Source organism: Halonatronum saccharophilum DSM 13868 (genome assembly GCF_000517025.1).
GTDB classification, from domain to species: domain Bacteria; phylum Bacillota; class Halanaerobiia; order Halobacteroidales; family Halobacteroidaceae; genus Halonatronum; species Halonatronum saccharophilum.
In genome coordinates, this window is sequence record NZ_KI912097.1 from 32,542 (window position 1) to 54,097 (window position 21,556).

Annotated in this window: 23 protein-coding genes; 20 read left to right on the top strand and 3 right to left on the bottom strand. The window is 32.0% G+C overall.

Going from position 1 to position 21,556, the window contains the following annotated elements:
* Positions 1-286: 286 nt before the first annotated feature.
* The 11 genes from HALSAC_RS0111400 to HALSAC_RS0111455 all read left to right on the top strand — a co-directional run bounded on the left by HALSAC_RS0111400 (position 287) and on the right by HALSAC_RS0111455 (position 9,656).
* Positions 287-661 (top strand): hypothetical protein, encoded by a 375-nt coding sequence (locus HALSAC_RS0111400; RefSeq protein WP_027340363.1) that lies wholly within the window; start codon positions 287-289, stop codon positions 659-661.
* Between the two features lie 93 nt (positions 662-754).
* Positions 755-1,192 carry a pyridoxamine 5'-phosphate oxidase family protein gene (locus tag HALSAC_RS15840; protein ID WP_051412202.1) on the top strand — a complete coding sequence of 146 codons (438 nt, stop codon included), beginning with the start codon at positions 755-757 and terminating at the stop codon, positions 1,190-1,192.
* A 180-nt stretch (positions 1,193-1,372) separates the two neighbouring features.
* Positions 1,373-2,269, top strand: coding sequence for a YegS/Rv2252/BmrU family lipid kinase (locus tag HALSAC_RS0111410; RefSeq protein ID WP_027340364.1), 897 nt, complete (start codon positions 1,373-1,375; stop codon positions 2,267-2,269).
* Between the two features lie 142 nt (positions 2,270-2,411).
* Positions 2,412-2,957: an NUDIX hydrolase gene (locus HALSAC_RS0111415; RefSeq protein ID WP_027340365.1), complete on the top strand. Its 546-nt coding sequence runs from the start codon at positions 2,412-2,414 to the stop codon at positions 2,955-2,957.
* Positions 2,958-3,029: 72 nt separating this feature from the next.
* Positions 3,030-3,164: a hypothetical protein gene (locus HALSAC_RS17695; protein ID WP_281172357.1), complete on the top strand. Its 135-nt coding sequence runs from the start codon at positions 3,030-3,032 to the stop codon at positions 3,162-3,164.
* A 216-nt stretch (positions 3,165-3,380) separates the two neighbouring features.
* The gene (locus tag HALSAC_RS0111425) at positions 3,381-5,435 is read left to right on the top strand and encodes a sensor domain-containing diguanylate cyclase (protein ID WP_027340366.1); all 2,055 of its coding nucleotides are present in this window, start codon (positions 3,381-3,383) and stop codon (positions 5,433-5,435) included.
* A 24-nt stretch (positions 5,436-5,459) separates the two neighbouring features.
* Entirely contained in the window at positions 5,460-6,020 is a 561-nt protein-coding gene (gene yfcE / locus HALSAC_RS0111430) for a phosphodiesterase (protein WP_027340367.1), read from the top strand.
* Between the two features lie 103 nt (positions 6,021-6,123).
* Positions 6,124-6,813, top strand: a complete 690-nt coding sequence (locus HALSAC_RS0111435) for a response regulator transcription factor (protein ID WP_027340368.1) — start codon at positions 6,124-6,126, stop codon at positions 6,811-6,813.
* Positions 6,788-8,587 carry an ATP-binding protein gene (locus HALSAC_RS0111440; RefSeq protein ID WP_027340369.1) on the top strand — a complete coding sequence of 600 codons (1,800 nt, stop codon included), beginning with the start codon at positions 6,788-6,790 and terminating at the stop codon, positions 8,585-8,587. The genes HALSAC_RS0111435 and HALSAC_RS0111440 overlap by 26 nt, the downstream gene beginning before the upstream one ends.
* A gap of 436 nt (positions 8,588-9,023) precedes the next feature.
* Complete coding sequence (locus HALSAC_RS17135) at positions 9,024-9,182, top strand: hypothetical protein (protein ID WP_156924187.1); 159 nt, start codon at positions 9,024-9,026, stop codon at positions 9,180-9,182.
* A gap of 27 nt (positions 9,183-9,209) precedes the next feature.
* Positions 9,210-9,656 (top strand): OmpH/Skp family outer membrane protein, encoded by a 447-nt coding sequence (locus HALSAC_RS0111455; RefSeq protein ID WP_027340370.1) that lies wholly within the window; start codon positions 9,210-9,212, stop codon positions 9,654-9,656.
* A 142-nt stretch (positions 9,657-9,798) separates the two neighbouring features.
* Here the strand turns inward: HALSAC_RS0111455 and HALSAC_RS0111460 are convergent, their stop codons facing one another.
* Positions 9,799-10,257 carry a flavodoxin family protein gene (locus tag HALSAC_RS0111460; protein ID WP_027340371.1) on the bottom strand — a complete coding sequence of 153 codons (459 nt, stop codon included), beginning with the start codon at positions 10,255-10,257 and terminating at the stop codon, positions 9,799-9,801.
* A gap of 201 nt (positions 10,258-10,458) precedes the next feature.
* Between HALSAC_RS0111460 and HALSAC_RS0111465 the strand changes: the two genes are divergently transcribed.
* From HALSAC_RS0111465 to HALSAC_RS0111505, 8 genes are all read left to right on the top strand, one after another.
* Positions 10,459-10,638 (top strand): hypothetical protein, encoded by a 180-nt coding sequence (locus HALSAC_RS0111465; RefSeq protein ID WP_027340372.1) that lies wholly within the window; start codon positions 10,459-10,461, stop codon positions 10,636-10,638.
* Between the two features lie 345 nt (positions 10,639-10,983).
* Complete coding sequence (locus HALSAC_RS0111470; RefSeq protein ID WP_027340373.1) at positions 10,984-11,931, top strand: AAA family ATPase; 948 nt, start codon at positions 10,984-10,986, stop codon at positions 11,929-11,931.
* A 1-nt stretch (position 11,932) separates the two neighbouring features.
* Positions 11,933-13,117 (top strand): DUF58 domain-containing protein, encoded by a 1,185-nt coding sequence (locus tag HALSAC_RS0111475; protein WP_027340374.1) that lies wholly within the window; start codon positions 11,933-11,935, stop codon positions 13,115-13,117.
* Positions 13,118-13,318: 201 nt separating this feature from the next.
* A complete protein-coding gene (locus HALSAC_RS0111485) occupies positions 13,319-14,776 on the top strand; it encodes a hypothetical protein (protein WP_156924188.1) in 1,458 nt (485 codons plus the stop codon).
* 44 nt (positions 14,777-14,820) lie between these two features.
* Positions 14,821-15,183, top strand: coding sequence for a putative signal transducing protein (locus tag HALSAC_RS0111490; protein ID WP_027340376.1), 363 nt, complete (start codon positions 14,821-14,823; stop codon positions 15,181-15,183).
* Positions 15,184-15,509: 326 nt separating this feature from the next.
* Positions 15,510-16,163, top strand: coding sequence for a hypothetical protein (locus HALSAC_RS0111495; RefSeq protein WP_027340377.1), 654 nt, complete (start codon positions 15,510-15,512; stop codon positions 16,161-16,163).
* A 96-nt stretch (positions 16,164-16,259) separates the two neighbouring features.
* Positions 16,260-17,633 (top strand): CCA tRNA nucleotidyltransferase, encoded by a 1,374-nt coding sequence (locus HALSAC_RS0111500; RefSeq protein ID WP_027340378.1) that lies wholly within the window; start codon positions 16,260-16,262, stop codon positions 17,631-17,633.
* A 46-nt stretch (positions 17,634-17,679) separates the two neighbouring features.
* A complete protein-coding gene (locus tag HALSAC_RS0111505; RefSeq protein ID WP_027340379.1) occupies positions 17,680-17,856 on the top strand; it encodes a small, acid-soluble spore protein, alpha/beta type in 177 nt (58 codons plus the stop codon).
* A gap of 59 nt (positions 17,857-17,915) precedes the next feature.
* Here the strand turns inward: HALSAC_RS0111505 and HALSAC_RS0111510 are convergent, their stop codons facing one another.
* The gene (locus HALSAC_RS0111510) at positions 17,916-18,398 is read right to left on the bottom strand and encodes a potassium channel family protein (RefSeq protein ID WP_211231345.1); all 483 of its coding nucleotides are present in this window, start codon (positions 18,396-18,398) and stop codon (positions 17,916-17,918) included.
* Positions 18,399-19,084: 686 nt separating this feature from the next.
* Here HALSAC_RS0111510 and HALSAC_RS0111515 point away from each other — a divergent pair.
* Positions 19,085-19,747, top strand: coding sequence for a LiaF transmembrane domain-containing protein (locus HALSAC_RS0111515; protein WP_027340381.1), 663 nt, complete (start codon positions 19,085-19,087; stop codon positions 19,745-19,747).
* Positions 19,748-19,899: 152 nt separating this feature from the next.
* Here the strand turns inward: HALSAC_RS0111515 and HALSAC_RS0111520 are convergent, their stop codons facing one another.
* A complete protein-coding gene (locus HALSAC_RS0111520) occupies positions 19,900-21,309 on the bottom strand; it encodes an aspartate ammonia-lyase (protein ID WP_027340382.1) in 1,410 nt (469 codons plus the stop codon).
* Positions 21,310-21,556 lie beyond the last annotated feature (247 nt).

A 21,556-nucleotide genomic window follows, 5' to 3' on the forward strand; every position in this document is an offset into this window, starting at 1 on the left:
GTATGTTAATGTATTGTATGGGGGTAAAGTGATGATTAATAGGAGTATAGTGGCACTTTCAGTTACAGGAATCAGGAACCAGTACTAATGGAACCAGTGAGTTCAAAACCACAAAGGTCTTGACTTTGACCTATGACCTTACTGATTCCAGATTCCTAGAAATAAAGCTACGCTTTATTTCTATATTATGCAGGAATTAAAGGGAGTGGGGCTGAATAGAAATAATTAGCATAAAATATACTTCTTTTTATAAATTTACTGTATGGAAACTTTTAGGAGGTCAATTATGATTAAAAAAGCTTTAGCAGTGATTTTATTCGTCCTTGCAATTATGGCTATTTTAGCAGGGTTTTTGGTTAGCTTTATTGCGATAGTAGATGGGTACATAAATATGGGTGTAATAACTTTGTCGGGCCAACTACTAGGGATAGCTTTGGTCTCCTTATTAATAGGAATCAAATTGATTAATTCTAAATCATGGAGGAAGCTTATTGGTATTGTTACTATTATCTTTGGAGTATTATATGGTGTTGCTTTAATTTCTACTTTCTTTATGGAAGATAAAGCATCAGGAATGGATTTAGGTTTTGGAATAATCACTATCTCATTGTTGGTCGTTGGCATAATCACTTACAAAAGCTATAAGGGTTTAGGGGGTTAATTAAAGTGATTTTAAATAAAGAGTAATTTTTTCATAAAACCCTTCTTATTTAGCCATACTAAAGATAGTATAATAAGAAAGGAAGGGATAAGGGTGGCCACAACCGTTATAAGTGAGCAGGATTTAAAGATGGATATCATAGACTTTTTAAAAGCAAAAGATACAGGGGCTTTAGCTACTTCAGGTAGGGATACGAGGGTAAGCCCAGTTAGATATTTTTTAGGTGAAGGGATGGATATATACATCCATAGTGATGGAGGGTCTAAATTCGACAACCTAGAAGTTAATAATCAGGTCTGCTTTTTAGCAAGTACAGAATTCTATGGTGATTACCAGACCATTAAAGGGGTTCAAATTTTTGGCAATGCTGAGATTGGAGATCTTAATTCAACTTTATATAAAGAAGGGGAAAAGCATTGCCCCTTTGAGCATGGAGAAGAGGTTGATAAGATCATAAAGATAACTCCAAAGGAAATAGTTTATAAAGATGGGGTAGATGGAGATGGAGAAAAGCATAGGTGGAGGTACTAAGAGGAGTGATTGCTTTAAAGCAATCACTCCTCTTATATAATTATTAAAGATTAGTGTTTTAATTTTTTAGCACTTAAATATTTTACTATTAAATCTTATAAAATAAAAGGAGAAATAAATTTGAGATAGAAGTCTATTAAGAGTAATAATTATATTAAAAGAAAAAAGGGGGGGGATAATTTGAGAGAGTTGATCTTAATTTATAATCCAGTAGCTGGCAAAAGGAGATTTTTAAATTATTTAGATAAGTTCATTCAAAGGTTTCAAAGTGAAGGATATAATATAAGTCTTTATAGAACTACAGCAGATGGTGATTTATCATCTATTTTTAAGATTATAGCGGCTAAAAGTTATGATGTTTTAGTTGTAGCTGGTGGAGATGGATCCATAAATGAAGTTGTAAATGGAATTATGAAGTATAAAATAGATGTTCCTTTAGGAGTAATACCTGCTGGGACAGCAAATGATTTTGCTTCTCATCTAAACATCCCCTTAGATATAGAAGAATCTTTTAATGTAATTAGTAGATCTAAGCTTGAGAAGGTAGATGTGGGTGAAGTTGATGGAAGGTACTTTATAAATGTCTGTGCAGGTGGTTTGCTTGCTAATGTTGCCCACGATATTGATTTAACTTTAAAAAATACCTTAGGGAAACTTGGCTATTATTTAAAGGGAGTAAAGGAGTTGCCTAATTTCAAACCTATTCCAGCTCGAATAACAACTAGATCTAAGGTTATTGAAGAATATATATATCTTTTCTTAATCTTAAATGGTAGTAGTGCAGGAGGATTTAATCGTTTGGCTCCTAAGGCTTCAATTAAGGATGGTTATTTTGATTTGATTGGGATAAAGGCACTTCCTCTACATGAATTGCCCAAGTTATTTATTAAAATTGTTCAAGGTGAGCATTTAAATGATCACAATGTAATCTATTTAAGAGATAGTTACTTTAAAATTGAGATGACAGGTAAAGAAGAGATTATAGGCTCTTCTGATATAGATGGAGAGGTTGGTCCGGCATTACCTTTGGAGATAAAGTTACATCAAGGAGTACTTAAAGTTTTTAGTAATCTTTAGTATATCTTTTGAAGTTATATATTAGTGGTATAATAGTGGAATTAAGTTGAAAGCTATTATATATAAATCAGTTAAATCACTAATAAGTACAAAGTTTTTTACTGTGGATTAATTGATAGCTAATAGAAAGCGGTGATAATTTATGAAAAAATTTTGGAAGGTTAAAGAGACTAACTTAATATATAAACGAGGAATAGTTTCTTTTAAAGAGCAATTATGTGAACATACTAAAAGGGATATCTCTCATTCCTTCTTTAAATTAGAGTTTTTGAATTGGGTGAATATAGTCCCTGTTACAAAAAATAAAGAAGTTGTAATGGTTAAGCAGTATCGTTTTGGAATAGATCAAGTTACCTTAGAAGTTCCAGGTGGAACTTTAGATGAAGGAGAAGCTAATCCAATAAAGGCAGCAAGAAGAGAGTTGCTAGAAGAGACAGGATATAACTCAAACCAATTAATCTCTTTAGGCAAGGCTGATGTTAATCCTGCTATTCAAAATAATAGTTGCTTCTTTTATTTGGCTCCTGAAGCCAAGTTTGTTAGGGATCAGGATTTGGATTCAACTGAAGACATTGAATTAGAGGTAGTTCCTTTAGATCAAATAGATGATTTAATCGACACTGGGCAAATTAGTCATTCATTAACTATATTGGCTTTGCTTTATGCTCAAAAATATTTGAAATTATAATAATACATAAAGAGTTTTTAAATTCCCAATCCTATAAGTATAATTTAAGATAATAATTTAAGGAGGGAAAGAATGAATTTAAAAGATATTAAATACGCAAAGCTTGATGATCATCAGAAGAGGAAAATAGAGGATATGCAGTTGGCTTTAAATTTAGACAGGGAAGAAAATGATAAGGTAATTGTTTTAGCAGTAGAAGAGGATTAAGCTTTAGTTATATCTTATAATTATTATATAAACCTACTCTTTTAGAGTAGGTTTATATAATAATTATCTTTAAAACAAAAAATTGCATATAAATAATATCTTCTTTGCAAAAATATCAAATTTTTAGATTTTATAATATAATCAGGCATATATTTTAAATAAATAATTATAATCGAAAAATTATTGGTAAAAATAAAAAAGGATGGAGGAGTGATAATGGAGGATATATTTATGGATTCAGAGTTATTTTTTAGGGTGTCTACATTTGTAATAGCAGTATATCTCTTTATTTCAAGTACTATAAAAACTGATGAAAGTCAGAGAAAAAAGCTTTTTGTAAATGTAGTATTAATTATTCTGGCAGCAATGTCAGTATATTGGCTGAGGTTTAGTGGTATGTGGTTATATGCTTTGGGGATAATATTAAGTGGTAGGTTATTAGGTTTTCCCAATGGATTGATAACTGGTATTTTATTAGCCTTTTATACGACTTATTATGGTTTAAACCTTTATCCTTTTGGTATAGAGTCAATAATGCTTGGATTAATTAGTGATAGTTATCATTTGAATTTTTTATCTAAGGTTAAATATCCTTATAAAGATCTTTTAATGGCTTTCTTGCTTGCTGTATTTGCCTTGTTAATTATGTCTAGAGGTATGTTTTTAGGAATATTTTTCGATACAATAACCTTTTTAATGATCTTTATAGTTATAAGTACTTTTGAAAACAAGGTATCTTTGATAAAAGCAAAAGAGAAAGAATTAGATAATATTAATTTGACCTGTAATAGTTTAATTAGCCTCCATGTTATTAACCAGGAGATTAAATCAGATTCTAATTTAGAGGATACTTATGAAGTTTTAATTAAGATAGGGTGCCAGAAATTAGGGGTTAACGCGGCTGGATTTTTAGGAGAAGTTGAAGATAACTTTGATTTTTATGATATAAAAGCCTTTGAGGGGTTAGATAGAAAATATCTTAAGAAGATGAAAGTTAATAAAGGGCAACATATATTAGGTCAGATAATAACAAGTAAAGAGAGTCTTATAATTAATGATATAAAAAATAGTCCTTGTCAAGATATGAATTTATTTACTGAAGATGGTTTTAAATCCTTATTAGCGGTGCCTATATTATCTAAAGAAGAGCCTATAGGAATTATCTTTTTCTTATCTAAGAAGGTTGACTTTTTCTCAAATGAGGATATAGTCTTGATCCATACTATATCAGAGCAGGCTCCTTTATTGATAGAAAAAGCAAAGATATTTGAGAAGATGGAGAGAAACGTAGCTGGATTATCTACACTACAAAGAACAAGTAACACAATTAATTCTACTTTAGATTTAAATGAAGTTATTGATATGACTGTAGATGTGATTATGGGTACTATGGGTGTATCAATGGCAGGTTTATTCCTGTTAGAAGGTAAAGATAAAAAGTTAGTTTTAGCTTCTTCTTCTGGGGTTCCAATGAATGAAGAAAAGAGAAAGATAATATATGGGGCAAAGAGGCTTGCTGGAGATACAATTAACAAGGGTGAGTTTTTAATAACTGATAATATAGATAAGAATATTAGAGAAAAATTTGACAGTATTAATTTAATGTCTGTAGTATCTATTCCTTTAAAGGTTAGAGGAAGAATAATAGGAGCTATTACTGCAGCTCAAATCGGTTTTAAGAGAAACTTTAAAGAAGCAGACAGGAAATTTTTAGAAACTTTAGCAAATCAGATTGCTATTGCTATTGATAATGCCAGTATGTATAAGCAGATGGAGGAGTTAGCTACTAGAGATGGCTTGACAAAACTATATAATCATAGTTACTTCCAAGAGTCTTTAAGTCAAGAGATCGATAAAGCTCAAAGGTATGAACGGGATCTGTCATTGATAATTATGGACATCGATAACTTTAAAGACTTTAATGATACTTATGGACATCAGGTTGGAGATGAGGTACTAAAGAATTTAGCTAGGTTATTAGAAGATCAAGCTAGAAATTCTGATATAGTTGCTCGTTATGGTGGTGAAGAATTTGTTATAATTTTACCTGAGACTAATAAAGAAGGTGCCTTTGTTATGGGCCAACGTATAAATAAGGAAGTTAGAAATATGGTTGTCAGGTATGATGAACTTAATTTGAAGGTTACAATAAGTATTGGTGCTGCAAGCTTTAGTAGTGAAATGTCACAGAAGGATTTGATTAGTGCAGCTGATAATGCCTTATATAAAGCAAAAGCAGAAGGTAAAGATAGAACTTGTATATCTTCTTAAAACAAATTAATAGGAGGGAATTATATGAAGATCGGTGTCATTAGTGATATTCATGGGAGTTTAACTGCATTTGATAAGGCCCTTAGTTTATTAGAGGAGACAGATATTATACTAGTAGCAGGTGATATTCTTTATCACGGTGCACGAAATCCCTTGCCAGAAGGTTATGACACAAAGGGATTAGTAGAAAGAATAAATAAATCTAACAAGAATATAATCTTTGTTAAAGGAAATGTAGATGCCTTAGTTGATGATTGGGTTCTTCCTTATCCTTTGCCTGAGTATGCTTTAATAGAAGAGAATGGATTAAGAATTGTTCTTTATCACGGGCATCATCATAAATTAGAAGAAGATAGAGTGAAATTTGCTAAACGATTTGGAGCAGATATGTTAGTTTTTGGTCATACGCATCAGCCTATAGTCAAAGACAAAGATGGTATTACTTTATTGAACCCTGGTAGTATTGCTTTGCCAAAGCAAGAAGCAAAGCTTCCTACTTTGGCTATAATTAAGAGAGGTAGAATAGATATAATCTCTTTAGAGAGTGGAGAGGTATTATTTGATTATACAAACACTTCTGACTAGTATATTAAGTAAAGACCAGCTAAGGGCTTGGTCTTTTTTTATTAATATGTTATATTTAAACTAATAAAGCTAAGTCTTTATTAGTAAAAAAGGAGAGTAAAATATGGAAAAAAATAAGGTTCTAGTTATAGACGATGATAAGAATATAGGTTTGATTTTAAAGGATTATTTTGAGTTTGAAGGATTTGAGGTTATAGTAGCTTATGATGGAGAGTCAGGGTTAAGAATGGTAGAAGAAGCGAATCCAGATATAATAATTTTAGATATTATGTTACCGAAGTTAAATGGGTGGGAGATATGTCAGAAACTTCGTCCCCAAAATAGCACTCCTATTATTATGTTAAGCGCAAAGAATAAAGATGTTGATAGGATAACAGGGCTAGAGTTAGGGGCTGATGATTATGTCAATAAACCTTTTAATACTAAGGAGTTAGTAGCTAGGGTAAAGGCTGTTTTAAGACGAGTCAAGGAATCTTCTACTAGTAAAGAGTTAAAATTCAAGAAGTTTTTAATAAATAAAGTTTATAGGCGGGTTGAGGTTAATGGTGAAAAGGTTGATCTTACTCCAAAAGAGTTTGATCTTCTATGGACTTTAGCTTCTTCAAGTAAACGAGTCTTTAAAAGAGAAGATTTACTCAATAATGTTTGGGGCTATGATTACTATGGTGATACTAGAACTGTTGATACCCATATAAAGTCCATAAGGAGTAAGTTATCCAAAGGTGTTGATGATTATATAAAAACGGTGTGGGGGGTAGGATATAAGTTTGAAGCTAAAGAAAATAAGAAGTGACAGTTTATTTACTAGATTACTAATTAGATTTATAGTGATCTCTTTGATAATTGTTGTAGTTTTAGGAACATCTTTAATATACTTTTTTAAAAGTTTTTATTTTAATAAGAGTGAAGAGGATATAGTTAATAATACAAATATAGTAATTAATGATCTAGGCGATGCTTTTGTTTATGGTGATTTAGAATTGGCAATTAAGGGTTTAGAACTAATATCTTTATTAAATGAGGGGCAGACATGGTTAATAGATAAAGATGGTTATCTAATCTTAAGTTATCCATCACCAATAGCTCTTAATAGAGATAAGATTAGATTTAAAGATGTAGAAAAGATTCAAGAGGGGAATATTATATCTCAAAGGATTGAATCTCCATATTTTGAAAGGCCTATGTTACTAGTAGGTGTACCAATTTATGATTCACAGGGCCAATTAGATAACAAGAGTTTATTGATCTTTACTTCGGTTGCAGGGATTAATTCGACTATAAATCAGGTCAGAAGGATGATGATCTACTCCTCAATATTGGCTATATTTTTAGCTATACTTATATCTTATAGGTGGTCTAAGTCATTATCAGCTCCTCTAAAAGAGATTAGTGATACAGCAATTGAGATAAGTAAGGGCAACTTAGATCATCAGATAGTTATAGAGGATAATACTGAAGTAGGAATGTTGGCTGATAGTATGAACTATCTATCAGAAAAATTAAAAGTAACTCTAAATGACTTAATAAGAGAAAAAAACAAATTACAATATGTCTTAAGTGGTATGGAAGAAGGAGTCTTATTTATAAATAAACGGTCTAGAGTTATTTTATTAAATAACTCTATCAAAAGGTTATTTAATATAGATAAAGAGGAGGTAGTTCACCTTAAGTTAGATCAACTTTTAAAAGAAGATCAAGTTAAAAATATATTCAAAGAATCTTTAAAAGAGAGAAAAGGCTATAAGAAAGAGGTTACAATAAGAAGGGGGGGAGATGAGTTTAGAATTTTAATAAATTGCACACCAATATACATAAATAATGGGAAAATGTTAGGGATAGTAGGTTTATTCCAGGATATAAGTCAAAGGTGGCATTTTGAACGTTTACAAAGAGATTTTGTTGCTAATGTATCTCATGAATTAAAGACTCCTTTATCTTCAATTAAAGGATCAGCTGAAGTTTTATTAGATAAGGTTGTAGATACTCCTAAAAGGCGTGATAATTACTTAAGGATAATTTTAGAAGAAGTCAATAGGCTGACTTATCTTGTAGATCAGATCCTTGATTTATCAGAATTGAATCAAAATAATTTTAATTTTGATTTTGAGAAGATTGAAGCTAATAACTTATTAAAAGATATAAAAGATATATTTGAGAAGGTAATAATGGATAGTGATAGGTTAAAGGTTAATTTAAGCGTTAATGATATTTGTATCTTAGGGAATAAAGAAAAGCTTAAGCAGGTTTTACTTAACTTTTTAGATAATGCAGATAAGTATTCTAAAGGCAAAGGTCAGATAGAGATAGGTGTAGAATTGCAAGGTAGTAAGGTGAGATTTTGGGTTAAAGATCAAGGTATAGGTATAAGTAAGGAAGAATTAAAATTAATTTGGGAAAGGTTTTATAAGGTGGATAGAGCTAGAACCCCTAATGCCAATGAGGGTAGTGGTTTAGGATTATCGATAGTCAAAGAGATAATTAGTGAACATAGAGGAGAGGTCTTTGTAGAAAGTCAATTAGGTGTTGGCTCAACTTTTGGATTCGAATTAGATAGTATTAATGACTAGAAAAGTTTATTTAACTAAAATTTAAAAAAATCATCACGATTTTATCACATTTATCACCTATAATTATAGGTGAAGATAGGATAAAGACTAATTGAACAATCCTAAAAGGAGGTGAAGGGTTAATGAAAAGAAGAGAGTTTAAAGAGCATAACCATTTACCAGACTATGATAGGATAGAAGAGATAAGGGTGTTTGAGGTTTTAAAAAGAGAAAGAAAAGAGGTCAATTATAACTAACTATAGTTTTATATAATCTTCTAAAACAAAAGGGCTCTGGAATCTTGAGATTCCAGAGCCCTTTTGTTTTAGAAGATGAGATTTAAGCGGATTAAATGAAGTTATTAGACGATTTCATTAAAGTTTCAACCTTATCTCACAGTTTTATCACATTTATCTCCTATAATTATAATTAAGAAAATGATGAGGAGGTAAGGATAATGATTAAAAAAATATTGACTTTTGCAATGGTTTTGGTGGTAGCTTTTGGATTGATAGGCTGTTCTCTTCCAGAGGGTGAACAGATGACAGAAGAAGATTTCCAACAACAGCAACAAGAAGAAGAGTTAAACCCATTTGAAGAAGATTCAGAATTTTAATAACTATTATAATTAGGAGGCTAAATTTTGTATAAAAATAAGAAGTTATTAGTTATAAGTGGTCTTTTAGTATTTGCTCTACTATTTAGTTTTAATAGTTTTACTCAAGCATCAGAGGCTGATATAGGATATGTTAATTTTGAAGAGGTTTATCAAAATCATCCAGAGGTAGTAGCAACAAATCAGGATTTCCAACAGGAGGTTCAGGTTGTTCAAGCAGAATTTCAAGATAGATTGGCAGGTTTAGATCAAGAAAATGATATGGAAGAGATTAATCAAGTTGAACAAGAGTTTCAACAGAAGGTTAATGAAATTAGAACTGAGATAAGTGGAGGCTTAATGGAGAAAGTAGAGAGTGATTTAGAGAAAATAAGAGAGGATTTAGGTTATGATTTGATTTTAAATAGTGAAATCATACTCAGTGGAGGAGAAGATATTACTGTTGAGGTAATCAATTACTTTGAAAATTTATAAATTAAAAAGTGATAAGAAGGGATTTACCTATAAGACTCTATAATATTAAGATAAGGGGATAGATTTCTTATAAGTATAAATGTTAAATACTCATTCCATAAGTTTAAGAAGAAGACCCATTTATGGGTCTTCTTCTTTTTTGTTATTTTAATAGCTCTTGTGCAAACTTCTTTGCTTCTTCTAGATCTTCCTCATTAGGTCTTCCTTTTTTAATACCACCAATAAATTTTAGAGGTCCATAAGTATCAAAGCCTCGACAAGATAATTCTCCAACTACCTTATAACCTTTATCTAGAAGTTTAGTTTTTAATTCTTTATTGAAATTATGTATAATTGGTATTCTTGCTATACCACTAGTAGAGAAGATAAATGCTTTCTTCCCATTAACCTTTGGCAAGTCGGCTGCTAAGTCAAGTATTCTTTGGTGGTGTTTTCCAAAGTATATTCCTGAGCCAAAGCCAATTAAATTATATCTGCCAATTATTTTAGGTGTTGCTTCTCTTGTTGACAAAAGGTCAGCATCTAATGCTTTTGCTAAAGTTGAAGCAAGCTTTTTAGTATTTCCGTGGTGAATTGATTTATAGACTATTAATCTTTTCATAGAATCTTCCCTCCTAAGGACTAACGCTACTTATATTATAAAATATTCCTTTTCTAATAGCAAGATTTCTTTAGTTGATTTGGATTATTAAAAGTTAAAATTATAGTAATTAAAGTTCAATTTTTAATAATATTAGCAATCTATTTTTAAACAGAATATTTTAGAATAGTAGAGGGTAAAATATTAATAGGAGGGGAATGTATGAAAGAAGAACAAAAAAAGGATGCTATTAAAATGCTAATGAAGACTGCTAATGATGATTTAGGTATTAATTATGGAGAATTTATAGAATTAGCTCAGCGGTTGTATAAAGAATTAAGACCTCAAGGAGGTATTGAATTTTATAAGGAAACAAGTCCTGGCTTATATAAGAAGGTATGAAATTATATTTTCTTAAAGGTTAACAGGTTAAGAATTAAGCAAAAATAAAGTGACTGAAGTCATATTTTTAATACGACTTCAGTCACTTTATTTTTTTGGAAAGATTATATTATAAAGATAAGTAATTCATTAATTACTATATAAGAAAAGAATATTCAGTATAAGAACTAAATTAATTATAATCGCAACTAATTTATTCTAGTATTGCTTTTATCTAATAAAAATGTAAAGTAGAGAAGGGTATTTCACCTTTATGATGAAGAATGTTAAAAGAAGTAGTAGGAATTGTTAACTATTAGTTAATGATGTTTAATAATATTATACAAATACAGAAGGGATGATTAGATGAAAGAGTTCAAAGAACAGTGTAATCAAATTATTAATAATATGGAGAATGTAATGGTAGGAAAAAGGGAAGTTATTGAAGACCTCTTAACCTGCTTTTTGGCGGGGGGGCATCTTCTTTTAGAGGATGTACCAGGGGTAGGAAAGACTATGTTGGCCCGTTCACTAGCTCACAGTAGTGGGGCCAAATTTAAAAGAATTCAGTGTACACCGGATTTGCTTCCAAAGGATGTTACAGGAGTTACAGTTTATCATCAAGATAAGGGGGAATTTGAATTTTCACCTGGGCCAATCTTTTCTCAGGTCGTAGTGGTAGATGAGATTAACAGAGCAACACCAAGGACTCAATCTGGACTTTTAGAATGTATGGCTGAAGGTCAGGTTACTGTAGATGGTGAGAGTAGAAAGTTACCTAGACCTTTCTTTGTAATTGCTACTCAAAATCCAGTAGACTTTGATGGTACCTTCCCCCTACCAGAGGCTCAATTAGATCGTTTTATGATGAAGGTTAGTGTTGGCTATCCTGGAGAAGGTCAAGAAGTCAAGATCTTACACAAAGTAAGAAAAACTCACCCAATTGAGGATTTGGGGTCTGTAGTTACTCCTGAAGACTTAAAGGAGATGAAAGGTCAAGTTCGTGATGTTCATGTTGAGGAGAAGGTTGCCCAATATATTGTAGATATAGTAGCTAAGACTCGTAATCACTCTGATTTAAAGCTGGGTGTAAGTCCTAGAGGTAGTATAGATCTTTATCATAGTACTCAAGCTAAGGCTGCTTTGAAAGGAAGGGACTTTGTTATACCAGATGATGTAAAGGAGTTGGCTCCTTCTATTTTGAGCCATCGGATTATCTTACATTCTGCCAGTAGACTAAGAGGGCAAAAGGCTGAAGGTATCATAAAGGATATTTTGCAGAAGATTCCTGTGCCAATAGTACAGGAGGGATAAGATGAGAGGATATATTATCTTTGTTGCAGTAGTATCCCTTATTGCTTTAGTATCAGGGTTGCTTCACCTATTTTCTCTTGTTTATATAACTTTAGCTTTAATATTATTATTTAAATATATAAACAAGAAGGCCTTTGAAAATTTAGAGGTCAAAAGGGAGTTATCTAAGGATAGGATCTTTAGAGGTGAGGAGTCGTTAATTAGAATTCAGATTAAAAACAAGGGGATTTGGCCCATATTTTGGTTGGCTTATAATGTAGATGTCCCTGTTAAACTAGCTTTACCTTTAAAGACTAGAATTACTTCCTTGCTACCAAAGGGAGAGATAGATTTTGAGTATAAGTTAGATGGGAAGAGGCGTGGTCTTTATAAATTAGGTAAATTAAGTTTAGAAATTGGAGATCCTTTAGATTTTAATGTAAATACAACCAAATATGATGATGAGGTTATTTTGATAGTTTATCCTAATATATTTGCTTTAGATAGTCTTGGGCTTCCTTCAAGGATAGCCTTTGGTGATACCCTTTGGCCTCAAAGGATATATCAAGATCCAAGTAGCTTTAGAGGGTTAAGAGAGTATCAGTTAGGGGATCCCTTAAAGGATGTTTATTGGCCCGCTACAGCAAGTAGTGGTAAGATGATGGTTAAGGAGTATGAATCAACAGTAACTATCCAGAATATGATATTTCTTAATTTAGATTTACAAGACTATGATATTAGAAAGGTTGATCTTAAAAAAGAGTTTGCTATAGAGGTAGTAGCATCTATAGCTCATTATTTGACCAGGGTAGATCAGATTATTGGTTTTGGAACTAATGGAAAAGATCTGGTCAATGAGATTAATTTAGTTAGGCCTGCTCAAGGTGATGGACAGTTGATGAAGATAATGGAGTTATTAGCTTGCTTAGACTTTAGTGAAGGTGACTCCTTCTTAGATACAATCGATGAAGGATATAAGCATCTTTCTCCAGGTTCTACCGTTATCCTTATAAGTGAGATAGATACAGAAGAATTGGTCAAAAAAGCTTTAGAGCTCTGTCATAAGGGTTTAAATGTAGTAATAATTTTAGTAGGAGGAGAGGTTTTACATCCAGAGTATTTAAATAGAGCATATACTGAATCTTTAGTTATATACAAGGTCAACAGAAGAAATGATCTATATAACTTGGCTAGTGGGGTGATTTGAAAAGTATCGAGTTAAAAAAGAGAGCAACTCTGCCCACTAAGGGTTCTGTTTTTGAGCCTGAAGCTATAAAGGCTCGTGGGGAGAGTAGTGAGTGTGAGTAGTAAGGAGTAGGGGAATAGTATTTTCCCATAGGGCAGTTCCCTGTGCCTGCCCTTTATATATCAAGCTGGAGGAAAAATGTTTATAAAGGAGGGGGATTTTTTGGAAGAGGATAAGAATAATATTAGTAGATCAGATACAGTAGGGGGTGAAAAAGATCAAGGTCTAAGTAAAATTTTGAATATAATGAATGTACTTATAATATTTTTAAGTGCATTGACCTATTATTTAATGTTGGAGGCCTATTTTTATGAGTTTAGGCCAATCTCCTTGAGTATTTTTGCTTTATTTATTGGGGTCTTGGCAATTTTTGAGTCTAAGTGGTCTGATAACCCCAGTGTAAATAGGAAGTCTATAAGGGTAATGATAATTTCTATAATATTTTTAGGAAATTACCTCTTAAATTGGGGGAATTCTATTGACAGTTACTTAATGTCATTAATTTGGCTTGGGCTGTCTTATAATATAAGCTATAATATAGGTTATTGGAGCCGTGATATAAGTTGGAGCCAGGAAATTTCAGAGCAGGACCTTGATTATTATCGGAGATTAACAGTAATTGGATTTAGAAATTTGAGATTTCAATTTGTCAAGTTAAGCTCTTTAATAGTGTTAATCTGGATTTTAAGATATGAGATTGATCTATCAATTATTCTGTTAGGAGCTTTAGTCTTCTTATTACAATTTGTCTTCTTAGGCATAGCCTTTTATCAAAAGAAAAGAACCTATTGGGTTAGCTATGGATATAAGGTAGACTCTAATTTACTTAAGAGTATTTTAATAGGGATAGTGGCTATAGTTTTAATAGTTGGAGTTATTGGTTTTATAATCCCAACCCAGTATAATTTACTACCCTTTCAATCTATAAGGGCAGGGATAAGTAGATTGGGCCAAGGAGTCGAGCTTGGAAATAGAGATTATGACTTTAGCGTAGAAGAGATAGAAGAACGTGGTAATTTAAATATAAATACAGAGGGTGTAGATGATGATGATGGTGAATTAAGCCTTGGCAAATCAATTTTTGTTGGCGCAATAATCTTAGGTACCATTGGTGCTACCATTTTTTCTATTCTAGTAGCTCTTTATATCTTTAAACATGGGTTAGACAGCTTTATTCAAGGTATTAAATTTACTTTAAAGAAATGGCCACAGGTGTCATTAGATATAATAAAGAGATTTTTCTTTAGGTTGAAAGCTCTTCTTTCTGCTGTTAAGAATAAGCAGGAGTCTATTAAAGAAGCTAAGGTTAATAGTAAAGAGAGTAAAGGTTATTCTTTTAAGAAAGATAAAAAGTATAAAGAGGATAAGAATAGAAAAGAGGTAGTAAAAACTTTCTATCAGCTTTTGGATTATTTGGCCAAAAAAGGTGTTACTAAGACTAAGGAAGAGACTATAGGAGAGTTCTTTTCTAAGGTTAAAGCTAAGCTAACCTTGGATAAAGAGGCTTTATCTTTAAGAGATATATTTGAGTTTGCTTTCTATGATGATGATGAGATAGATGAGGGAGAGGTAATCAAAGCTCAAGAGATAGTAGATGAACTACTTAATTCTTCTGGTTAGTAAGGTTAAGGCAGATAATATTTTATTAAAGGAGGACTCTTGTTATGCCATGGTGTCCTAAATGTAAGTTAGAGTATAGGGATGGATACGATCAATGTAGCGATTGTGGCGAGTCTTTAGTGGATAGCATTGACGGTAAAGGTCAAAAAGAAAATGAAGAGAAAAAGTTTGTTCTTTTAATGGATATCAATCAACGGGAAGGTGAAGTTATAAGATCTCTCTTAGAAGCTCATGGAATTGAAGTAAGAAGTCAATTTAATGAAGCCGGCGCATATCTTGATATTTATATGGGTGGTAGTGTCTTTGGAATTAAATTATTTGTTAAAGAGGGCCAACTAAAAGAAGCCAAAGAGATTTTAGGTAGTCAGGTAGAGAAAGAAGAATTTGGGGAATATGAAGAAGAATAAAACAAAAGGCCCTTAAGGGCCTTTTTTAAATTGGACAGCTTGATTTTCCTTTCTTCTTTAAGTATTTTTGATGGTACTCCTCAGCAATTATTACCTCCTTTTAAGTATTTTTAAAATTTATTATATAGCTTTCCTTTTATTAAAGCAACTATGTACAGTAATTAGTAATGAGTGATAAGTAATGAGTAATGTCAAAATCTCAATATCTTTTATTAAGATCTAGGAATAAAGGGTTTTTAAGGTATTACTCATTACTACATACATAAAAAACTAATTAATTGAAAGACTAATATATAAAAAGACAAGTAAATTTGGGGAGGTAATTTATGATAAAGGGTAGAAGGTATAATAAAGTTCTGATTTTATTAGTAATTCTTATTCTGGCTTTGGCTGCTTGTTCACCTAGAGAAGTTAGGGAAGAGGATGATTTATTAGAGGAGGAAGAGGTCGAGGAGAGTTTAATTTCCTACTTTCCACTAAAGCAGGGGATGGTATATCGCTTTGCTGGAGAAGGAATAGAGTTTGCTAGTTTTAAATGGGAGGTTAAATTTGTTGATGATGAGTTGGCCCAAATCCATGAGGATAATGGTGGAACAGTAAACGCCAGGGTTTTTAGAGTTACTGATGATGAAGTTAGGATATTAAGAGAGGAAGCAGAATTTTATGAAGATACTATTTTATTGGATGATTTAGATAGAGAAGATAAAAGAGAGGAAGTAATATTAAAAAGGCCAATTGAAGAAGGGAATAGTTGGGAAAGTGGAGGAAGAAGAAGGGAGATAGTAAAGGTAGATAAGGTTATTGATTTACCTGCAGGAAGGTTTTATGGTGTTATTAAGGTGGAGATAACTCCTTTAGAAGAAGGAAAAGATTATACAAATTATGAGTACTATGCCAAGAATATTGGATTGGTTATGAGTGGAAGTGAAGGAGAAGAATATAAGGTAAGGTCAAGATTAAGATCCTTTGGTAACATATAGTTATTGGTGGTCAGCTATCAGTTTTCTAAAGTATACTGATAGCTGAAAGTTATGAGGTGTTTTAATGACTTATATAAGGTGGAGAAGGGGGATTGTATGGATTATTTAAATTTTGTAGTAGAGATTATTGAAGAATATAATAGTAAAGGATATTTAGTTGGAGGAGTAGTAAGAGATTATCTTCTACAAAGAGATGTTGAGGATATTGATATTGGACTGAAAGCAAAAGTTGGGAAAATCGCTAGAAACTTTGCTGATAGGATTAAAGGTTCTTTTATTATATTAGATAAAAAGAGAGAAATATATCGGGTAGTAAAAGCAGAGTTGGTTTATGATTTTACTCTAATAAAGGGAGATTCTATTAGAGAAGATCTAAGAGCCAGGGACTTTACTATAAATTCTATGGCTTTGGAGCTAAGTGATGTTTTAGATATAGAAGGTGATTCTTTAAAAAATAAGGTTATAGATCCTTATGGGGGTATAGATGATTTGGAAAAAAGGTTGATTCGAGCTACTCAAGAGAGGGTCTTTGCAGAAGATCCATTAAGGTTATTTAGAGCTGTTAGATTTAAGGCAGCATTGAACTTTAACATAGATAAAGGTACAGAAGAGTTGATGAAAAAATTTAATAAGGGGATAGATGATATCGCTAAAGAGAGGATTAAAGAGGAGTTGCTTAAGATATTGTCTTGTGATGGAGCAGATCAGCATCTAGCTTACTTAGAAGAGAAGCTTGGCTTATTATCTCAGTTAGTACCAGGAGTTGAAAGGTTTAAAGAGACGGGCCAATGCCGATACCATCGTGAAGATCTTTGGGAACACTCTATTTATGGTGTTAAGAAGGTAGAAGAGCTTTTGGAAGAGGAATTTTGGCGAAATAAGGTAGATGATAAGAGGATTTCTTTGCTTAAGTTAGGGGTATTACTTCATGATATAGGCAAGCTATCGACAGAGAGGGAGATAGATGGCGAGGTTCATTTTTATGGACACGACAAGGCTGGGGCCAACTACCTTGGGCCAATTCTCAAAAGGCTGCGCTTTAGTAGAGAGGAGATAAGCTATATTAAAGCGCTGGTTAGATACCATATGAGACCTTTGGCCCTTTATTATGCCCATAATTTAACAAATAAAGGTAGGTATCGCTTCTTTAATGCAGGTGGTGATTGGGTTTTAGATATCTGTTTAGTAGCTGCTGCAGATGCTATGAGTAGTAGGGAGTTAAATGATAGAAAGGATGAATTGCCTGGGGCTATGGAATTTCTTAAGGATTTGATTAGAAGGGATCAGAAAGTAAAAACTAAGACAGAGGATTTACTTTTAAGTGGAAGGGATATAATCGATATCTTCGGCATAAAGGAAGGGCCAACTATTGGTAAGCTTCTCAATGAGTTAAGAGAGAAGCAGGCTTTAGAAGAGATAAAGGATCGTCAAGAAGCCATAGAATATTTAAGGGATTTTTTGGAAGAATAAATTCTGCTTAATATGGCGATATTATTAATGGAGGTGAGAAACCCCAATGGCAAAGATAATGTCTGATAGGACCAAGTATGAGTTAGCCGAGGAGTTAGGATTCTCTCATAAGGTTCAAGACGGAGATTGGGGAAATATAACCACCAGAGAAGCTGGGTCTTTAGTTAGACGAGCAGTCGAGAAGGCCGAGGAGATGTTAGCCCAGCAGGAGAACGGGAGATAGTCTCCCGTTCTTTTTTTCTTTTAACTGAGAAATATTTTATTTTCTATGCCTAAATACTATTATAACCACCTACTTATCTCTATGACTTCTCTTATAATTATAAAAAAGATTATAGATATTTGAAGAAGGAGAAGTTGTTTATCTATTTTAGCACTTTTAATCTTCTTCTTAGTCTTTAGATTTGAAACTGGGGTGAAGTTTAGAGTTAAATAGGTTGCAAAGGATACTATAAATAAGAAGACTCCACTTAAAACCTCTAGTGAAGAGAAAAACTGTGAACTAAAGTGATTTGGTTGGATATCACCATAACCTAAAATTGAGATGGTATTTATACTGAAATAGACACCTTCAAAGACATTATCAAGGCGTGGTGAAATTAAAGGTTCCTTAGATGAAAATATATTTTGTGCATATCTAGTACTCAATCCATAATATATTATGCCATAATTCAATATTATCTCTAGATAACTCTTTAAAGTAATTATACATCTATCTGAATATTTTAAATCTTCTTCTAGTGGTTTGTTCTTTAGCTTGTCCATACTATCTAAGAGAAAAGATATAAATATCTCTATTACCCTAGAGATAGAAAAATAAATAATTATCAAAAAAATAATTCTCGATAAGAGGGGTAAATTTTCAGACCAATAAGGCCAAAAGAGTAGAAGGGAGAATAAGAGACAGGATAACCCTAGGTAAGTATTTACTAAACTTTTGATTCGTTGGCCCTTTATTTTTTTATAAGTATTTTTTTCTTCCCCTTTTACTAAGTATGTTATTAAGTGGGTTGGTGAGATGATAGGGAGCAAGTAGATTAGAAATAGATTAGTAATCTTCATAAAAATATCACCATCTTATTTTTCTTTGTATTAGTTTGAGGTGTTAATGGTTTTTTAATACATTTAAAAAGATAAAGAAAAATCAGAAATCTATTAAACGATTGTTAAAAATCAAAATATTGTTTTATATCTTCACATTTATAATTAATATATAAAAAAGACTACAAAGTAAAAATAACTCAGGAAATAATTCAAAAAACTAAATATTAATAATAAAAAATATGTTAAAAAAGAAGGGGAAAGAAATAATTTATAGAAATGATAAAAATTATGGCTTTAAATTTATTTACAAGTTGTTGTAATTAGAGCTAATATTATTTATTGCTTTATCTTGAAGGATAACTATTTAATAGCTTGATTAAAAGAATTGATTTATAAGGAGGAAAATGATGAATACTAAAAGGTTTTTGGGGATAATTATTATTTTACTAGGGGTTTTACTTTTATTTAATGGGGCTGGAATAACTGACATAGGTATAGGAGATTTGATATCAAATTATTGGCCACTATTATTGGTGGGAGGTGGGTTGTTCAATCTAATTAGTAATCCTGTAGGGAAACTAGGTGGGTTGATAGTCTTTTTAATAGGGTTATCATTGCAATTAAGGGTTTTAGGATATTTTAATATTTTTGATTTTGAGTTTTTCTGGCCAATTGTATTAATTTTAGTTGGGTTTTGGCTAATATTTAAAAGAGGAGATAATATTAATCATCTGTCTGAGGATTCTTTTAATATAATTGCTATATTCTCTGGTTTTGAGACTAAGAGTGTATCTAAGAAATTTAAAGGTGGGAGTATTATTGCTATCTTTGGTGGGGCAGAAGTAGATTTGAGAAAAGCAGATATAGCAGAAGATCAAGTGGCTAGAATTGATGTCTTAGCAATGTTTGGTGGAGTAGATATATATGTTCCAGAAGGGTGGAATGTAGTTGTAAGTGGATTACCTATATTTGGAGGTTGGGAGAATAGCACTAAAAAAGGTGATCCTAACGGGCCAACATTAAAGGTTAGCGGTTTAGCTATCTTTGGTGGCTTCGATATAAGTGATTAATTTAAAGAAGATATAAGCAGAGAATCACCGTTGCTTATATCTTCTTTTTTATTTAACAAAAGTATATTTTTTAAAAGGTTGAATCTAAATAGCCATAAATTTTTATCTCTCAAGAAGATTTTGAACTTTTAGCTAATAGCTATAATTAAAGCTCAATCTTCCAGTAAATCCTTCCCCGAGATACCCGGTTTAGTCATCTCATAAGGGTCTAATATTCGAGATAGTTTCTTTTCGTCTAAGATACCTTCTTCTAAAGCAACTTCCTTAACTGATTTATTCTCTTTTAAAGCCTTTTTAGCAATTTGACTTGCTTTAGAATATCCAATATGGGGATTAATAGCTGTAATAATTCCAATACTTTGGTCAACAGATCTTTCACAGACTTCACGGTTGACGGTAATTCCCTTAATACATTTTTCGGCAAACAAATTACAAATATTAGTTAGCATACTCGTTGATTGCAATAGATTAAATACTACAACAGGTAACATAACATTTAACTCTAACTGTCCTGCTTCTACAGCCATACTAATAGTTAGATCATTACCCAAGACCTGATAAGCCACCTGATTAACCGCTTCTGGCATTACAGGGTTTACCTTTCCTGGAATAATAGAAGAGCCAGGTTGGATTGCTGGCAGATTAACCTCATTTAACCCAGCCCTTGGCCCAGAGCTTAATAAACGAAGGTCATTGGATATCTTAGATAATCCAGTTGCTAAAGTCTTTAAGCTACCAGAGATTTCAACAAAAGTATCTGCATTTTGAGTAGCATCAATTAAATTTACAGCTGATTTCAAATTCAAATCTGTAATTCTTCTTATCTCTCTAACTACTAACCTTATATATTCTGGGTCGGCATTCAAACCAGTTCCTATAACTGTTCCTCCTAAATTAATTCCTTTCTCTTCTTCTAAGGTTTGCCTTATTCTCTCTATATCTCGATCTATTAACTCTTTATAGGCACCAAACTGTTGTCCTAATCTAATAGGAACGGCATCCTGTAGCTGGGTTCTACCCATCTTAATAACATCATCAAACTCTTCTTCCTTCTCTTTAAATCTATCCCTTAACAGTATAAGTGATTGGGTTAAATTCTCTATATCTTTTATAACTGCTATTTTAATAGCTGTTGGTATTACATCATTGGTTGATTGAGCCATATTAACATCATTATTTGGATGGACCTTGGTATAATCTCCCTTCTCATATCCTAAAATCTCTAAAGCCCTATTAGCAATGACTTCATTTACATTCATATTAGTTGAAGTTCCTGCTCCACCTTGGAGGCAGTCTACAATGATATGATCGTCTAACTTACCATCCATTAATTCAGTTGCTGCTTGTATAATTGCTGTTCCTTTTTTTCTATCAAGGTATCCTAAGCTCAAATTGGCTTTAGCAGCAGCTATCTTCACCATAGCAATAGCCCTAATTAGCTTAGTATTAACTCTAATACCTGTTATCTTAAAATTTTTAGCAGCCCTTAAGCTTTGTACTCCATAATAAGCAGCATCAGAGATTTCCATCTTACCGATAAGATCTTCTTCGATTCTTGGCATTATTACAACCTCCTTTAATTACCTATATATAATATAATTATTGATAATATCATTAAATCCTTTATTAATTGCTAAAATAACAGTAGACATATCCCTATAAATTGCAAAATAAATAAAAAGTACTATTTCATCTAAAAAAGAAGGTAAAAATAGTTAGAATAAATTAAAATTTAGCCTCACAAAAGTTATTAGACTTAAGGGACAGAAGGTTGGTTCACTTCAAATATAGTCACTTATGACCAAAAAG

Bases quoted from the DNA above. Each gene is read 5' to 3' on its own strand.
- HALSAC_RS0111475 (WP_027340374.1), top strand. From the start codon at position 11,933: ATGAGAGGATATATTATCTTTGTTGCAGTAGTATCCCTTATTGCTTTA.
- yfcE (WP_027340367.1), top strand. From the start codon at position 5,460: ATGAAGATCGGTGTCATTAGTGATATTCATGGGAGTTTAACTGCATTT.
- HALSAC_RS0111415 (WP_027340365.1), top strand. From the start codon at position 2,412: ATGAAAAAATTTTGGAAGGTTAAAGAGACTAACTTAATATATAAACGA.
- HALSAC_RS0111435 (WP_027340368.1), top strand. From the start codon at position 6,124: ATGGAAAAAAATAAGGTTCTAGTTATAGACGATGATAAGAATATAGGT.
- HALSAC_RS0111510 (WP_211231345.1), bottom strand. From the start codon at position 18,398: ATGGACAAGCTAAAGAACAAACCACTAGAAGAAGATTTAAAATATTCA.
- HALSAC_RS0111490 (WP_027340376.1), top strand. From the start codon at position 14,821: ATGCCATGGTGTCCTAAATGTAAGTTAGAGTATAGGGATGGATACGAT.
- HALSAC_RS0111515 (WP_027340381.1), top strand. From the start codon at position 19,085: ATGAATACTAAAAGGTTTTTGGGGATAATTATTATTTTACTAGGGGTT.
- HALSAC_RS0111460 (WP_027340371.1), bottom strand. From the start codon at position 10,257: ATGAAAAGATTAATAGTCTATAAATCAATTCACCACGGAAATACTAAA.
- HALSAC_RS0111400 (WP_027340363.1), top strand. From the start codon at position 287: ATGATTAAAAAAGCTTTAGCAGTGATTTTATTCGTCCTTGCAATTATG.
- HALSAC_RS0111470 (WP_027340373.1), top strand. From the start codon at position 10,984: ATGAAAGAGTTCAAAGAACAGTGTAATCAAATTATTAATAATATGGAG.
- HALSAC_RS0111520 (WP_027340382.1), bottom strand. From the start codon at position 21,309: ATGCCAAGAATCGAAGAAGATCTTATCGGTAAGATGGAAATCTCTGAT.
- HALSAC_RS17135 (WP_156924187.1), top strand. From the start codon at position 9,024: ATGATTAAAAAAATATTGACTTTTGCAATGGTTTTGGTGGTAGCTTTT.
- HALSAC_RS0111465 (WP_027340372.1), top strand. From the start codon at position 10,459: ATGAAAGAAGAACAAAAAAAGGATGCTATTAAAATGCTAATGAAGACT.
- HALSAC_RS0111425 (WP_027340366.1), top strand. From the start codon at position 3,381: ATGGAGGATATATTTATGGATTCAGAGTTATTTTTTAGGGTGTCTACA.
- HALSAC_RS0111495 (WP_027340377.1), top strand. From the start codon at position 15,510: ATGATAAAGGGTAGAAGGTATAATAAAGTTCTGATTTTATTAGTAATT.
- HALSAC_RS0111500 (WP_027340378.1), top strand. From the start codon at position 16,260: ATGGATTATTTAAATTTTGTAGTAGAGATTATTGAAGAATATAATAGT.
- HALSAC_RS0111505 (WP_027340379.1), top strand. From the start codon at position 17,680: ATGGCAAAGATAATGTCTGATAGGACCAAGTATGAGTTAGCCGAGGAG.
- HALSAC_RS17695 (WP_281172357.1), top strand. From the start codon at position 3,030: ATGAATTTAAAAGATATTAAATACGCAAAGCTTGATGATCATCAGAAG.